General features: G+C 66.9%; 13 protein-coding genes. 11 read left to right on the top strand and 2 right to left on the bottom strand.

Annotated elements, in window-relative coordinates:
* Positions 1 to 179: 179 nt before the first annotated feature.
* From ACIPR8_RS13970 to ACIPR8_RS13935, 8 genes are all read left to right on the top strand, one after another.
* Positions 180 to 674 (top strand): peptidylprolyl isomerase, encoded by a 495-nt coding sequence (locus ACIPR8_RS13970; protein ID WP_132862520.1) that lies wholly within the window; start codon positions 180 to 182, stop codon positions 672 to 674.
* Between the two features lie 114 nt (positions 675 to 788).
* Positions 789 to 1,775 (top strand): malate dehydrogenase, encoded by a 987-nt coding sequence (locus tag ACIPR8_RS13965; RefSeq protein ID WP_446541397.1) that lies wholly within the window; start codon positions 789 to 791, stop codon positions 1,773 to 1,775.
* A gap of 10 nt (positions 1,776 to 1,785) precedes the next feature.
* Positions 1,786 to 2,760 carry a glycosyltransferase family 2 protein gene (locus ACIPR8_RS13960; RefSeq protein WP_446541396.1) on the top strand — a complete coding sequence of 325 codons (975 nt, stop codon included), beginning with the start codon at positions 1,786 to 1,788 and terminating at the stop codon, positions 2,758 to 2,760.
* Positions 2,761 to 2,803: 43 nt separating this feature from the next.
* The gene (locus ACIPR8_RS13955) at positions 2,804 to 4,513 is read left to right on the top strand and encodes a hypothetical protein (RefSeq protein ID WP_446541395.1); all 1,710 of its coding nucleotides are present in this window, start codon (positions 2,804 to 2,806) and stop codon (positions 4,511 to 4,513) included.
* A 50-nt stretch (positions 4,514 to 4,563) separates the two neighbouring features.
* Positions 4,564 to 5,184: an RluA family pseudouridine synthase gene (locus tag ACIPR8_RS13950; RefSeq protein WP_446541394.1), complete on the top strand. Its 621-nt coding sequence runs from the start codon at positions 4,564 to 4,566 to the stop codon at positions 5,182 to 5,184.
* 200 nt (positions 5,185 to 5,384) lie between these two features.
* A complete protein-coding gene (prpE, locus tag ACIPR8_RS13945; RefSeq protein WP_446541393.1) occupies positions 5,385 to 7,265 on the top strand; it encodes a propionate--CoA ligase in 1,881 nt (626 codons plus the stop codon).
* Positions 7,266 to 7,397: 132 nt separating this feature from the next.
* Positions 7,398 to 7,886, top strand: a complete 489-nt coding sequence (locus ACIPR8_RS13940) for a hypothetical protein (RefSeq protein ID WP_446541392.1) — start codon at positions 7,398 to 7,400, stop codon at positions 7,884 to 7,886.
* An 89-nt stretch (positions 7,887 to 7,975) separates the two neighbouring features.
* Positions 7,976 to 9,037: a suppressor of fused domain protein gene (locus ACIPR8_RS13935; protein WP_446541391.1), complete on the top strand. Its 1,062-nt coding sequence runs from the start codon at positions 7,976 to 7,978 to the stop codon at positions 9,035 to 9,037.
* Between the two features lie 27 nt (positions 9,038 to 9,064).
* Here the strand turns inward: ACIPR8_RS13935 and ACIPR8_RS13930 are convergent, their stop codons facing one another.
* Positions 9,065 to 10,555 carry a sensor histidine kinase gene (locus tag ACIPR8_RS13930; RefSeq protein ID WP_446541390.1) on the bottom strand — a complete coding sequence of 497 codons (1,491 nt, stop codon included), beginning with the start codon at positions 10,553 to 10,555 and terminating at the stop codon, positions 9,065 to 9,067.
* Positions 10,552 to 11,271, bottom strand: a complete 720-nt coding sequence (locus ACIPR8_RS13925; protein ID WP_132862527.1) for a response regulator transcription factor — start codon at positions 11,269 to 11,271, stop codon at positions 10,552 to 10,554. The genes ACIPR8_RS13930 and ACIPR8_RS13925 overlap by 4 nt, the downstream gene beginning before the upstream one ends.
* A 144-nt stretch (positions 11,272 to 11,415) precedes the next feature.
* Between ACIPR8_RS13925 and msrB the strand changes: the two genes are divergently transcribed.
* From msrB to msrA, 3 genes are read left to right on the top strand one after another with little or no spacing between them, the layout of a single operon-like run.
* The gene (gene msrB, locus ACIPR8_RS13920) at positions 11,416 to 11,919 is read left to right on the top strand and encodes a peptide-methionine (R)-S-oxide reductase MsrB (protein WP_132862528.1); all 504 of its coding nucleotides are present in this window, start codon (positions 11,416 to 11,418) and stop codon (positions 11,917 to 11,919) included.
* A 33-nt stretch (positions 11,920 to 11,952) separates the two neighbouring features.
* Positions 11,953 to 13,716: a cytochrome c biogenesis protein DipZ gene (locus ACIPR8_RS13915; RefSeq protein WP_446541389.1), complete on the top strand. Its 1,764-nt coding sequence runs from the start codon at positions 11,953 to 11,955 to the stop codon at positions 13,714 to 13,716.
* A gap of 14 nt (positions 13,717 to 13,730) precedes the next feature.
* A complete protein-coding gene (gene msrA, locus ACIPR8_RS13910) occupies positions 13,731 to 14,465 on the top strand; it encodes a peptide-methionine (S)-S-oxide reductase MsrA (protein ID WP_446541388.1) in 735 nt (244 codons plus the stop codon).
* Positions 14,466 to 14,529 lie beyond the last annotated feature (64 nt).

Here is a 14,529-nt window from a genome sequence, read left to right as displayed (position 1 = left end):
CAACATTATACGTCGACAATGACGTTTCGCGAAAAATCCGTGTGACCGGCGGAATGGCCCATTCAGCAAGCCTTGACGCCTCCCGCCAGGCCAGCCTCCGGCGGCTGGGCAGGGGGCGAGGGCGGAAAGTGAGGTGTAAACTAGGCGGCTCTGGAAACACACACTTCCCAAGGATCCACATGTCCCTGATCGCCCACTTCGATACGTCCCGCGGCCCGATCAAGGTCGAGCTGTTCGCCGACAAGGCGCCGCTGACCGTCGCCAACTTCGTCAACCTGGCCAAGCACGGCTTCTACGACGGCCTGGCGTTCCACCGCGTGATCGCCGACTTCATGATCCAGGGCGGCTGCCCGGAAGGCTCCGGCCGCGGCGGCCCGGGCTACCGTTTCGAGGACGAGACCAACAACGGCGTGCGCCATGAGCGCGGCGTGCTGTCCATGGCCAATGCCGGCCCGAACACCAACGGCAGCCAGTTCTTCATCACCCACATCAAGACCGATTGGCTGGACGGCAAGCACACCGTGTTCGGCAAGGTGCTTGAAGGTCTGGACGTGGTCGATGCGGTCAAGCAGGGTGATGCGATCAACAAGATCACCATCGAGGGCGATGTCGACGCCGTGCTGGCCGCCAAGGCCGACCGCGTCGCTGAGTGGAACAAGATCCTCTCGGCCTGATCCGGATTCGACGGTCGCCGTGCAGGCGGCCGTTTTTGCTTGAGGCCCGGTTTCCGCCGTGCGGCGGCGGCCGGGTTTGACCCCACAAAACGCTTCTTAGCAGAGGAAACCCCCATGAAAGCACCCGTTCGTGTTGCCGTAACCGGCGCTGCCGGCAATATCGGTTACGCCCTGCTGTTCCGCATCGCCTCCGGCGAAATGCTCGGCAAGGACCAGCCGGTCATCCTGCAGCTGCTCGAGATCGACAACGAAAAGGCCCAGGCCGCCCTGCAGGGCGTGGTCATGGAACTGGAAGACTGCGCGTTCCCGCTGCTGGCCGGCGTGGTGACCACCGCCGACCCGCTGGTGGCCTTCAAGGACGTCGACGTGGCCCTGCTGGTCGGCGCGCGTCCGCGCGGCCCGGGCATGGAGCGCAAGGACCTGCTGCTGGAAAACGCCAAGATCTTCACCGTGCAGGGCAAGGCCCTGAACGCCGTTGCCAAGCGTGACGTGAAGGTGCTGGTGGTCGGCAACCCGGCCAACACCAATGCCTACATCGCCATGAAGTCGGCCCCGGACCTGGATCCGAAGAACTTCACCGCCATGCTGCGCCTGGACCACAACCGTGCCCTGAGCCAGCTGGCTGCCAAGACCGGCAAGACCGTGGACAGCTTCGAGAAGTTCACCGTGTGGGGCAACCACAGCCCGACCATGTACCCGGACTACCGCTTCGCCACCACCGGCGGCACCTCGGTGGCCGAGCTGATCAACGACCAGGAATGGAACGCCAACACCTTCATCCCGACCGTCGGCAAGCGTGGCGCGGCCATCATCGCCGCCCGTGGCCTGTCCTCGGCCGCGTCGGCCGCCAATGCCGCCATCGACCACGTCCATGACTGGGTGCTGGGCAGCAACGGCAAGTGGGTGACCATGGGCGTGCCGTCCGATGGCTCCTACGGCATCCCCGAAGGCGTGGTGTTCGGTTTCCCGGTGACCACCGAGAACGGCCAGTACACGATCATCAAGGACCTGCCGATCGACGACTTCTCCAAGAAGTACATCGACATCACCCTGGGTGAGCTGGAAGAAGAGCGCGCCGGCGTGGCCGACCTGCTGGGCTGAGCCTGTTCCCATGGAAGAAAATCGAGCTGCGAAGGCGATCATCGCCGTTGTAATCCCGGCCTATCGCGCGAGCGGCTCGATCCTGGGAGTCCTCTCCCAGATCGATGACGGGGTGGACCTTGTCGTCGTGGTGGATGATGCCTGCCCGGAGTCCACGGGACTCCGGGTCCAGGCCGAGTGCACCGATCCGCGGGTGCACGTGGTCTTCAATGAGCGCAACCAAGGCGTCGGTGGCGCGATGGTCGCCGGCTACCGCAAGGCGCTGGAGCTTGGCACCACGGTCTGCGTCAAGCTGGATGCGGACGGGCAGATGGATCCGACGCTGATCCCGCGCTTCGTGCAGCCGATCCTGGCCGGTGACGCGGACTACACCAAAGGCAACCGCTTCTTCCACGTGCGTGACGTGGCGGCGATGCCGCCGGTGCGCCTGATCGGCAATGCAGGCCTGTCCTTCCTGTGCAAGTTGTCCAGCGGCTATTGGAACCTGTTCGACCCGACCAATGGCTATACCGCGATCCATGCCGACTGCCTGCGTGAAGTCGAACTGGACAAGCTGGAAAAACGGTACTTCTTCGAAAGCGACCTGCTGTTCCGTCTGCATCTGGTGGATGCGGTGGTGTTGGATGTGCCGATGCGGGCGGTCTACGAAGGCGAGCATTCCAGCCTCAACCCGGCTCGTGAGATCCCGCGCTTCGCACGCTCGCACGTGCGCAATTTCCTGAAGCGGGTCTTCTATGAATATTTCCTGCGTGACTTCAGCCTGGCCTCCGTGCAGTTGCTGGGTGGCGTGGGGTTGCTTGCGTTCGCGCTGGTCCATGGCGGGTGGACGTGGGCTCACAACGTGGTGCGCGACATCGAGTCGCCCGCAGGAACAATCGCAGTGGTAAGCATCTCGGCGATCGTCGGTTTCGTGTTGTTGCAGGGTTTCTTTGCCTTCGATTACAGCCGGATCCCGCGCCGGGCCATGCATCGTCTGTCGCGTTGAAACGGCCGGCTGGTGCCGGCATCTGCGCTTTCCTGGAGGGGATATGCGGGAACTGAAACAAGAGGCGCCATATGCCGCAATGGTCATGCTCGGCTTCGCCTTGGTGGGTTACTTTTTCTTCACCGGTCTGTACTGCAGTGACGACACGCGGTATCTGATCGGTGCGATCAAGGTCGCGGTTGGGGAGCCAATTTCGGTTGCCTCGTTGGCTGAACGGCGCGCGATGTTCCTGTTGCCTGGCGCAATGCTGTACCGGCCGGACGCCAGCCTGGAATGGATGATCGTTCCCTATGCGTTGCTGTTCATCGTGCTCGGGCTCGCGGGTTATTTGGCTGCGCGGCAGTTCCTGGGGCGGTGGGCCGCCATCGCGGGAATGGCGCTGGCCGCCGCGCAGCCAGTGTTTTTCCTATATGCCGGCGCGATGTTGCCGGACCTGTCCTCCACCCTGTTCCTAATTGTTGGCCTGTTGTATTTGTGCCGGTGGGTGCATCAGGTGGTTCCATCGACCGAGGGGGCGCAACGCGACTCGAGGGGCGCTGCATTCCTGCTGGGCCTGAGCATGGCGCTGGCATTCACGATCAAGGAAAGCGGCCTGGTCCTGATGCCGGTTGTCGCCGCCGTAATGATACTGGCTGGGGCAAAGGCAGGATGGGGGCGTTTCCTGCGTGACGTGGCGCTTGCAGCAGCGGGCTTCCTGTTGCTGCTGGGCCTTGAGGCGCTGCTGTTCAAAGCCGTGGCCGGGCAGTGGTACTCCAGCGTGGGCAGCCTGCTGGTACCGCATGACCTGGCCGGTTTTGCCGACTCTCAGGGGCACGGCGTCATTGATCGCCTGAAGACTCTGAAGATGGTGTTGGGGGGGTATACGACCCTTCTGTGCGTGCTTGCCGGGCTGTCGACCCTGCAATTGTTCGCCAGCTGGTTGCGCGGCCGGATGTCCTGGGCGCAGGCACTGACGTGGCTGGCATTGGTGGGATTCTGGTTGTGGCCGCTGTTGTATTTCACCTTCGGTTCGGCATCGCTGAAGAGCTATTTGCTGCCGGTGATGCAGCAGCGCTACTACGCACCCAGCATCATTCCTGCGGCCATTCTGGTGGCACACCTTGGGGCCGTGGTGATCAGGCAGGGGCGCCTGCTGATGCCTGCGTGGATCCCGGTGGCAACAATGGGGCTGTGCTTGCTTGTTCTGCTGAGTGCTCCCTATCGGCAGCGGCATGAGCGTGGCCTGATCTACGATGCCCCCGCCAAGGAAGCCTTCCGCCAGGCGGAGAGAGATATGCGCAGGCGTTACCCCGGCATTCCCTTCCATGATGTGCACAGTGGCTCGTCCACTGACCAGAACCGTTGCCGGGCGTTGCTGATGCCGGTTCGGGACGATGGCAGCAATCGCTTGATGACGGCAATTCACAGTGGCGCTGATCTACGCGGGGACGATTTCGGCTATCAGCCACCCGTGGTGGGGAAACTTCCCATTCTGGTGGCGGGCAATGGCGCGTACATGGATGACCCGAAGGCCTTCCCGTGGGTGGCCGCCGTACAGAGCGGAGTTGCTTCCGGACAGATGAAACTCACGCTCGTGGGGAGATACGGGTTGCTGTCTCCACGGGCGCTGCGTGGCAAGTCCTGGCTGCCACGAACCGTGGCGGGCGAACAGGCCGACGTGCTTGCGCCGACGCCCAGTGCTGAAGAAGCGGCACGACCGACGACACCGCAGCAGGTGGAGGTCTACCTGGTCGAGGCAGTCCAACGCAGATGAGGTGGGCCGGGCAACAGGGCGGATCTGCGCGTTGCAGGAAGGGTGTCTGAATGAAGCTCCATCATCTCGACGACTCCTTGCTGGTCGCCGAAAAGCCGGCCGGGTTGCTGTCCGTGCCCGGCCGCCTGCCGGAGAACCAGGATTGCCTGGTGTCGCGCCTGCAGGTGCTGTATCCGGATGCGTTGACGGTGCACCGGTTGGACCAGGTGACCTCGGGGCTGATGTTGTATGCGCGCGGCAAGGTGATGCAGGCGGCGTTGTCGGCCCAGTTCGAAAAGCGCGTGGTCAGCAAGCGCTACGAGGCCGTGGTGCAGGGGGTGATCGGAGGGGATGTCGGTGAAGTCGCGTTGCCTTTGATCTGTGATTGGCCGAACCGGCCCAGGCAGATGGTGGACTTCGAGCGCGGCAAGCCGGCGTTGACGCGCTGGCGGGTGCTGGACCGTGACCTGCAGCTGCAGCGCACCCGGGTGGAGCTGGAGCCGGTGACCGGGCGCAGCCACCAGCTGCGGCTGCACATGGCCAGCCTGGGCCACCCGATCGTGGGTGACGTGATGTACGGGGCGCAGCCGGCCGAGCGGGTGCAATTGCATGCGTGCCGGTTGCAGTTCGTGCATCCGGTGAGTGGGGAGATGATGGCGTTTGTTTCGCGGAGCCCGTTCCAGGGATCCTGAGCCTGCTGGCCCTCACCCCAACCCCTCTCCCGTTCACCGGAGAGGGGCTCGAATTGCTGCGGCGCGTACGGCACTAGCCCCGCACGCGGGAGAGGGGTTGGGGTAAGGGCCGGCTTTGGTCGTACGACCATCGTCGCAGGGAGCGGCCCCTGTCCTCCGGACTATGCTCGGCTCAGGCCAGGCAGGTTCCGGAGGGTGTCATGCAGTACGAGCAGATCTACCGCCGTTCCATCGAAGCGCCGGAGGCGTTCTGGGCCGAGGAGGCCAAGGCGATCCATTGGCATCGTCCACCGCAGCAGATCCTGGACTACTCCAATCCGCCGTTCCGGCGTTGGTTCGTCGGTGGTGAAACCAACCTCTGCTACAACGCGGTCGATCGACACTTGGCCGAACGTGCCGACCAGCTGGCGCTGGTCGCCATTTCCACCGAGACCAACATCACCCGCGAGATCACCTACCGCGAGCTGTACCGCGAAGTGAACGCCTTCGCCGCGGTGCTCAAGCGGCTGGAGGTCGGCCGTGGTGACCGGGTGGTGATCTACATGCCGAACATGGCCGAGGCGGTGTTCGCGATGCTGGCCTGTGCGCGCATCGGCGCGGTGCATTCGGTGGTGTTCGGGGGCTTCGCGGCACACAACCTGGCGCTGCGCATCGACGATGCCCAGCCGAAGCTGCTGATCGCGGCCGATGCCGGCATGCGCGGCGGCAAGGTGATCCCCTACAAGCCGATGGTCGACGCCGCCTGTGCGGAAGCGCAGGCCCCGCCGCCGAAGGTGCTGATCGTCTCGCGCGGGCTGGATGCCGCCGAGCCGAAGGTGCCCGGCCGTGACGAGGACTACGCCACGCTGCGCGCGCAGGTGGGTGAGGCGGAGGTGCCGGTGGAGTGGCTGGAATCCAACGAGCCCAGCTATCTGCTGTATACCTCGGGCACCACCGGCAAGCCGAAGGGCGTGCAGCGTGACGTGGGGGGCTATGCGGTGGCGATGGCGCAGTCGATGCGCACGGTGTTCGACTGCGCGCCGGGGCAGGTGATGTTCTCCACGTCCGATGTTGGCTGGGCGGTGGGGCATTCCTACAACGTGTACGGGCCGCTGATTGGTGGCTGCACGTCGCTGTTGTATGAAGGCCTGCCGGTCCATCCGGATGCCGGTATCTGGTGGGCGCTGTGCGAGCAGTACGGCGTGCGCACGATGTTCTCCTCGCCCACGGCCATCCGCGTGTTGAAGAAGCACGACGTGGACTTCATCCATCGCCACGACCTGTCCGAGCTGAAGTACCTGTTCCTGGCCGGCGAGCCGCTGGACGAGCCGACCGCGCAGTGGATCAGCGGTGCGCTGCACAAGCCGGTGATCGACAACTACTGGCAGACCGAAACCGGTTGGCCGGCGCTGACCCTGTTGCCGGGGCTGGAGATGAAGCAGGTGAAGTTCGGCTCCCCCGGCTTCCCCAACCTGGGTTACCGGATGAAGGTGATCGACGAGCAGAGCGGGGCGGAAGTGGCACCGGGCCAGAAGGGCGTGCTGGTGATCCAGCCGCCGCTGCCGCCGGGATGCATGAGCACGGTCTGGAACGACGACGCGCGCTTCCTCAAGAGCTATTTCAGCCACTTCAAGGAGCTGCTGTACAGCTCGCTGGACTGGGCGATCCGCGACGAGGACGGCTACACCTTCATCCTTGGCCGTACCGATGACGTGATCAACGTGGCCGGGCACCGGCTGGGCACGCGCGAGATCGAGGAGGCCATCTCCGGGCATCCCCGGGTGGCCGAGGCGGCGGTGATCGGCGTGCACGATGAGCTCAAGGGCCAGGTGCCCTTGGTGTTCGTCACCCTGAAGCAGGCCGCCACGGCCGAGGAGGTCGAGGGGCTGGCCGCGGAGATGGTGCAACGGGTGACCGGCTCGCTGGGAGCGGTGGCCCGTCCGGCCCACGTGCATATCGTCAATGCGCTTCCCAAGACGCGTTCGGGTAAGCTGCTGAGGCGTTCGTTGCAGGCATTGGCGGAACGGCGCGACCCGGGGGACCTGTCGACACTCGACGACCCGGGCGCTCTGGAGGAAATCCGCCGCGCGCTGGGGACCTAGCGCAGCCGGGCCGGTGGGCCGCAAGGGCGGCGATCGCAAGGGGGCGGTACGTGTACAGGTAAGCGGATCCGGGGCGGGGGCCCCGGGTCAATGGCGCGTGCCGTGTTTGCGATGCACAACCGAGGAGGGGGAATGGCATTGATCCATGCCAAGACGGCCGCTGGCCGCCAGGAAATCGAGAACCGTGGCCTGCGCCTGGCCGCAGGGTTGCGGTCGGTACTGCTGCTGGTGGACGGGCAGCGTGACGGCAACGAACTGCGGCAGATGGCGCTGGGGCTGCGTGCGCCGGATGACGTGCTTGAACAACTCTCGGCGCTGGGGCTGATCGAAGTGGTCGGTGGCAGCGTCGATCGGGCACCGGCGGCGCCGGTGGCTCCGCTGACCAGCCATCTGGGCGACGATCCGCTGCGCTACCAGCAGTTGCGTGACTGGATGTCCGAAACGGTACGCAAGCACCTGGGCCTGAAGGGCTACATGATTCAGCTCAGGATCGACCGTTGCCGCGATGCACCTGGGCTGGAACAGCTGTGGCCGGACGTGGCCGGTGCGCTGGGCAAGGCCAAGAGCCCGGCATTCGCCAGCCGTTGGCTGGAAGAGACGCGCGCCAAGGTACTGGCCTGACCGCCGCGCGGCCGGACGGCCGCGCCGCATGCCGGCGATCCACCGCACGGGCACTATCATGGCCGCTCGTACCCAGTGGAGCAGCAGGCATGGACCAGCAGGACAACGGCGGGATCAGCACTGCGGGATGGGATGCCATCAACGCCGCGTTGGCGGCGCTGTACCCGGGGCAGGAGCCAAAGCACTACGGCACCGTGGTGTCGCATACGCTCGGTGGCAATGATCCGCTGGATGGGATCAGCATCTACTGGAACGATGCGCCGCAGCCGCACTGGCATTACGTCACCTATGGGTTCTCCGAGCTGTACGACAAGCAGAGCGAGGATCTGGAGGAAAGCGGCTTCGGCTTCGAGCTGACCTTCCGGCTGGCCGCCGAACCTGGCGAACACCGTGAAGGCACCCCGCCGAGCTGGCCGATGAACCTGCTGCAGAACCTCGCGCGCTATGTGTTCAGCAGTGGCAACGTGTTCGAAGCCGGGCACCACCTCGATGCCAATGGCCCGATCGCGCTGGACAGCCCGACCCAGCTGCGCCACCTGGCATTCGTGAATGACCCGCAGCTGCCGCCGATCCCCAGCGCCAACGGCCGGCTCGCGTTCCTGCAGCTGGTCGGCCTGACCGACGAGGAGATGGCGGCGGTCAAGCGTTGGTCCACGCAGGGCGTGCTGGACGTGTTCCTGCCGGCGATGCCGCTGTGGATCACCGAGCTGGCGCGGCCCTCGCTGCTGGAGGATCCGGCGGTGGCGGCGCAACTGGAGGCAGGCAGCCAGCGGGAAGGCTCCAGCACCGGCATGTTGTTCGTGGAGATGCTGGACTGGTCGGTCGAAGGGCCACTGACCACGCTGGTGCTGGGCGCCGGCCAGGTCGCCAGCGTGCTGGAACTGCTGCCGTTGCGCCTGCATCACGACAAACCGCTGCTGATACTGGCCAATGACCGCCAGTGGCGCTTCGAGCCGGGTGTCGCCGACGATGTCCAGAGTGACGTCGACAGTGTGCGCTGCGTGCTGTCCGATGCCAGCCTGGCGGCGATGCTGGCCAGCGTGCGGCCCGAGCGCGGCCTCTACCCGCTGCCGGGCGGACGCTTGCAGGTGGAGGTACGGCCGACGCTGTTGCGCGACGGGCAGGGTGAGGTGATCCGCGAGATTGGTTGAGGCATGGCCGCCGGCGATGGACGGCGGTCAGTTGCCGGACGGGCGCGGGTGCCTTCCGGCGGCCGGCAGCGAGAACTCGAAGCGCGCGCCTTCGTCGCTGTCGGCGAGCGTGATCCGGCGGTGGTGCAACTGAAGGATGCGGTGCACGATCAACAGACCCAGCCCGCCGCTGTCCGGGCGCTGGCTGCCCAGTGCCGGCGGCGTGCTGAACAACTGCGCGCGCCGCTCCGGGGCAATGCCCGGGCCGGTATCGGAAACGCTGACCTGGACCTCGCCGGCAACGGCCTGCAGGGTCACCTGCACGTGCCCGCCTTCCGGCGTGTGGCGGATGGCGTTGTCGAGCAGGTTGGTCAGCACGCGCTCGATCAGTCCCAGGTCGGCCTCCACGGCGGGCAGCCCGGCCGGGATCCCGGCGCGCAGCGATTGCCGGCGCGCCTGCGCGGCCAGTTCGAATTTCTGGAACACGTCCTGGACCAGGTCCGGCAGCGAGAACGCCTGCAGGTCCAACACCACGCCGCCGTGCTCCAGCCGCGCCAATTCGAACAGTGCCTGCGCCAGCCGGCCGACCTTGTTGCTCTGTGACAGGGCGATGGCGAGGTAGCGCTGGCGTTCCTCGGGGCTGAGCGTGGCGTCCTTGAGCGCCAGCGTTTCCAGATAGCCATGCAGCGAGGACAGCGGCGTGCGCAGGTCGTGCGAGATGTTGGCGACCAGCTCGCGTCGTTGCAGGTCCTGCTGGCGCAGTTGCTGCCATTGCTCGCCGATGCGCTGGGCCATGTGGGTGAAGCTGTGCTGCAGGATGGTGAGTTCATCGCGCTCGCCCGGCCGCGGGGCGCGCGGTGCAGGCAGCCTGGCCGGTGCGCCGGCTTCCATGTCGAAGGCCTGGATGTCATCGGTGAGCTGGCGCAGTGGCCGCGTCACCCAGCGGAAGGCGATCACGCCGGCGAGCAGGCCGACCCCCGCGACGATGGCCAGCGACCACAACGTGGTGCGCAGGCTGGTGCTGGCGGCGACGTTCGCGGCCAATGCCTCGTGTTGTTCGCCGACCAGCACCACGTAGATGTAGCCGACCTGGCGGCCCTGCACGACCAGCGGCGCGGCGTTGAACACCTTGCGCCCGCCGAGGCTGCGCGGGTCGTCGCCGAGGATCGGCAAGGCCGCGCCAGCCAGCAGCGCCTGCACCGGGGCCAGGTCGACGCGGTCGCGCTTGAGGTGCCCATCCGGCGCGTCGTGGCCGAGGATGCGGCCCTGGTCGTCGAGCAGGTAGACCTCGACGCTGGGGTTGACCGCCATCAGCTTGCCGAACAGCGCGCGGACCTCGCCTTCGCGCATGCCGCCGGTATCCATCAATTCGCCGCGGCGCGCGATGTGCTCGGCCAGGCCGCGCGACAGGCGCTGCACGGTTTCCTGCTCGTGCATGCGCGTGCTGCGCATCTGTATCCACGCCAACGCGCCGCAGCACACCAGCAGCAATGCGCAGAACACCACCGACAGGCGCTGGGAGAGGGTGAGCCGGTTCATGCCGTGCTCCCGTCGTCGCTGGCCAGCTTGTAGCCGCGCCCCCACACGGTGAGGATGCGCCGCGGTTCGGCCGGGTCGCGTTCGATCTTGTTGCGCAGGCGGTTGATGTGGGTGTTGACGGTGTGTTCGTAGCCATCGTGGCGATGGCCCCAGACCTGGTTGAGCAGGTCCATGCGCGAGTACACCTGGTCCGGGTGACGGGCGAAGAAGTACAGCAGGTCGAACTCGCGCGGGGTGAGGTCCAGCGGGGTGCCGTCCACCTGGGCGGTGCGTGCCACCGGGTCGATGCGGACGCCGGCGGTCTCGATCTCGCCGGCATCGATGCGGGCGTTCTGCGCCATGGCTTCGACACGGCGCAGCAGCGCCTTGACCCGTGCCACCAGTTCCAGCATCGAGAACGGCTTGGCCAGGTAATCGTCGGCGCCCAGTTCCAGGCCAAGAATGCGGTGCACCTCGCTGGCACGCGCGCTGGTGATGATGATCGGCGTGTAGCGCGTCATCGCACGCGCACGCCGGCAGATCTCCAGCCCGTCCACACCGGGCAGCATCAGGTCCAGCACCAGCGCGCTCCATTGCTGGTCCTCGAGCAGGCGCAGGCCTTCGTCACCCGTGGCTGCGTGGGTGACGTCATAGCCTTCGTCGCGCAGGTGCATGCGCAGCAGGTTGGCGATGTGGGCATCGTCCTCGACGATCAGGACACGTTTTGCACTGCTCATCGGCAGGTCGGAGCCAGCGGGGAGATGGCGCCATTGTCGATGGATAGCGGCGGCGATGTGTCACGGAAAATTTAACTCTGCGTGAGGATTCGTTGACCGTCGCGGGCACAGCATGGGCACATCATCCCTGCCAGGAGATTGGCCATGTCCCTCACCCGTCGCAGATTGCTGGGCATCGGTGGCAGCCTGGCCGCGGCCAGCCTGTTCGGCCTCAGTGGCTGCGGCCGTGCCGCGCCGGCGACCGCCGCCACCGGGCACCGCTTCGAGGTCATGCACAGCGACGCGCAATGGCGGCAGCTGCTGACGCCGGGGCAGTACGCGGTGTTGCGCGGGCAGGGCACCGAGCGGCCGTTCAGCAGCCCGCTCAACGACGAGCATCGGCGCGGCACGTTTGCCTGCGCCGGTTGCGCGCTGCCGCTGTTTTCCTCGGCCACCAAGTTCGACAGCGGCACCGGCTGGCCCAGTTTCTGGGCACCGCTGCACGGCGCGGTGGAACAGGCGCGCGACACCAGCTTCGGCATGGTGCGTGCGGCCGTGCACTGCCACCGGTGCGGGGGCCATCTCGGCCATGTCTTCAATGACGGCCCGCGCCCGACCGGCCTGCGCTACTGCATGAACGGCGTGGCCCTGCAGTTCATGGCGGCCTGAGCGCCGTCTACGTTCCCCGACAAGGATTCCTCCATGCTCCTGTTCGTGCTTGCTTACCTGGGTGGCGTGCTCACCCTGCTCAGCCCCTGCATCCTGCCGGTGCTGCCGTTCGTGTTCGCCCGGGCCGACCGGCCGTTCCTGCGCAGCGGCCTGCCGTTGCTGCTGGGGATGGCGTTGATGTTCGCGGTGGTGGCGAGCCTGGCGGCGGTCGGCAGCCATTGGGTGGTGCAGGCCAACCAGGTCGGGCGCTGGATCGCGCTGGTGGTGATGGCGCTGTTCGCGCTGGCGTTGTTGTGGCCGGCCTTGGCCGACCGCCTGTTGTCGCCGCTGCAGCGGCTGGGCGCGCGGCTGGGCACGGTGGCTGACAGTGCCGCCGATGCCGGCCGGGGCGGGGTGATGACCTCGCTGCTGCTGGGCGTGGCCACTGGCCTGTTGTGGGCGCCTTGTGCCGGGCCGATCCTCGGCCTGATCCTGACCGGCGCGGCGTTGCAGGGCGCCAATGCCGGCACCTCCGGGCTGTTGCTGGCCTATGCGCTGGGCGCGGCCACTGCGCTGGGATTGGCGGTGTGGGTCGGCGGGCGCGTGTTCGCGGCATTGAAGCGGCGGCTGGGGACCAGCGAGTGGATCCGGCGGGGCCTGGGCGCGGCGGCATTGCTGGCGGTGGTTGCGATCGCGATGGGCTGGGACACCGGGCTGCTGACCCGTGCCTCCACGCCCAGTACCACCCGGCTGGAGCAGGGCCTGCTGGACCGCTGGCACACGCCTGCCAGCGGGGCGGGGCCGGCGATGATGATGGCCGCTGACCCCGGCGCGGGTGCGGCACTGCCGGTCGAGGGCGCATTGCCTTCGCTGGCCGGTGCAACGGCCTGGCTCAACGGCCCGCCGCTGGAGGCAGCAACGCTGCGCGGCAAGGTGGTGCTGGTCGATTTCTGGACCTATTCCTGCATCAACTGCCTGCGCACCCTGCCGTACGTGCGGCAGTGGGCCGGGCGCTACCGCGACCACGGGTTGGTGGTGATCGGCGTGCATGCACCGGAGTTCGCCTTCGAACGTGACCGCGACAACGTGGAGCGTGCGGTGAAGGAACTGGGCATCACCTATCCGGTGGCCATCGACAACGACTACGCGATCTGGCGCGGCTTTGATAACCACTACTGGCCGGCGCACTACTTCATCGATGCGCAGGGGCGCATCCGTGCCCACCACTTCGGTGAGGGCGACTACGCCAACTCCGAGCAGATCATCCGCCAGCTGCTGCGCGAGGCGGGCAACCCGTTGCCCGGCGAGGCGCCGACCATGATGGGTGGCGCACAGGAAGGCGTGGCCTTGCAGGCGGACATGGACAACCTGCGGTCGCCGGAAACCTACATCGGCCATGCGCGCGCCGAGCACTTTGCCTCGCCGGGCGGGCAGAAGCCCGGCCAGGTGGCTGACTACCGGGCGCCGACGTCGCTGCAGCTCAACCAGTGGGCGCTCGCCGGCCGCTGGAAAGTGGAGGGCGAAGACGCGCAGCTGCAGCAGCGCGGCGGTCGCATCGTGTTCCGCTTCCATGCCCGTGACCTGCATCTGGTGCTGGCGCCCCGCGACCCGGCCCATCCGGTGCGCTTCCGCGTGCGCATCGATGGCAAGGCCCCGGGCGCCGACGCCGGTGGCGACGTATCGGCCAGCGGTGAGGGCGTGGTCGACGAGAACCGCCTGTACCAGTTGATCCGCCAACACGGCGATGTCCAGGAACGCAGCTTCGAGATCGAATTCCAGGATCCGGACGTGCGTGCCTACGCCTTCACCTTTGGTTGAACCGGGAGCAGACGATGAAGATCGCAACGGAAAAATGGGTGGCCGGCGGCATCGCGATGGCCGTTGCCGGCCTGCTGGTGGCGATGGCGCTGGGCATGGGCCGGCCGGTGCAGGCGGCGCCGGCCAAGGTCCCGGTGCCGGCCGCCGCCGGCGCGGCGGACCTGCACCAGCCTGGCATGCGGCACGCCCGGGTGGTGTTTGCCGGTGGCTGCTTCTGGGGCGTGCAGGGCGTGTTCCAGCACGTGAAGGGCGTGCAGAGCGCGGTGTCCGGTTACATCGGTGGCAGCGCTGCCGACGCCCACTATGCGCGGGTCAGCAGCGGAAGCACCGGCCATGCCGAAGCGGTGCAGGTCACCTATGACCCGGCCCAGGTCAGTTACGCGCAGCTGATGCAGGTGTTCTTCTCGGTGGTGCACGACCCGACCCAGTTGAATCGGCAGGGGCCGGACCATGGCAGCCAGTACCGTTCGGCGATCTATGCCGACGATGCGGGCATGCGTGCGGCGAGCCTGGCGTACATCGCGCAGCTGCAGCGCAGTGGCGTGTTCCCCGCGCCGTTGGCCACCCGCGTGGACGGAGGCAAGGCGTTCTACGTGGCCGAGGGCTATCACCAGAACTACCTCGCGCTGCATCCGGATGCGCTGTACGTGCGCATCAACGACCTGCCGAAGGTGGAGGCGCTCAGGCAGCAGTACCCGGCCCTTTACCGGCAGACGCCGCAGCTGATGATGACGGTGTCGGTGCGCTGAGCCGGCGCGGGCGCCGAAAACGCAACGGGCCGCCGGCAACTGTACCGGCGGCCCGTGATGTGCG

It is taken from the genome of Stenotrophomonas sp. LARHCG68, from assembly GCF_052871705.1.
This window is presented reverse-complemented; position numbering and strand designations above follow the sequence as displayed.

Bases quoted from the DNA above. Each gene is read 5' to 3' on its own strand.
- ACIPR8_RS13970 (WP_132862520.1), top strand. From the start codon at position 180: ATGTCCCTGATCGCCCACTTCGATACGTCCCGCGGCCCGATCAAGGTC.
- ACIPR8_RS13965 (WP_446541397.1), top strand. From the start codon at position 789: ATGAAAGCACCCGTTCGTGTTGCCGTAACCGGCGCTGCCGGCAATATC.
- ACIPR8_RS13960 (WP_446541396.1), top strand. From the start codon at position 1,786: ATGGAAGAAAATCGAGCTGCGAAGGCGATCATCGCCGTTGTAATCCCG.
- ACIPR8_RS13955 (WP_446541395.1), top strand. From the start codon at position 2,804: ATGCGGGAACTGAAACAAGAGGCGCCATATGCCGCAATGGTCATGCTC.
- ACIPR8_RS13950 (WP_446541394.1), top strand. From the start codon at position 4,564: ATGAAGCTCCATCATCTCGACGACTCCTTGCTGGTCGCCGAAAAGCCG.
- prpE (WP_446541393.1), top strand. From the start codon at position 5,385: ATGCAGTACGAGCAGATCTACCGCCGTTCCATCGAAGCGCCGGAGGCG.
- ACIPR8_RS13940 (WP_446541392.1), top strand. From the start codon at position 7,398: ATGGCATTGATCCATGCCAAGACGGCCGCTGGCCGCCAGGAAATCGAG.
- ACIPR8_RS13935 (WP_446541391.1), top strand. From the start codon at position 7,976: ATGGACCAGCAGGACAACGGCGGGATCAGCACTGCGGGATGGGATGCC.
- ACIPR8_RS13930 (WP_446541390.1), bottom strand. From the start codon at position 10,555: ATGAACCGGCTCACCCTCTCCCAGCGCCTGTCGGTGGTGTTCTGCGCA.
- ACIPR8_RS13925 (WP_132862527.1), bottom strand. From the start codon at position 11,271: ATGAGCAGTGCAAAACGTGTCCTGATCGTCGAGGACGATGCCCACATC.
- msrB (WP_132862528.1), top strand. From the start codon at position 11,416: ATGTCCCTCACCCGTCGCAGATTGCTGGGCATCGGTGGCAGCCTGGCC.
- ACIPR8_RS13915 (WP_446541389.1), top strand. From the start codon at position 11,953: ATGCTCCTGTTCGTGCTTGCTTACCTGGGTGGCGTGCTCACCCTGCTC.
- msrA (WP_446541388.1), top strand. From the start codon at position 13,731: ATGAAGATCGCAACGGAAAAATGGGTGGCCGGCGGCATCGCGATGGCC.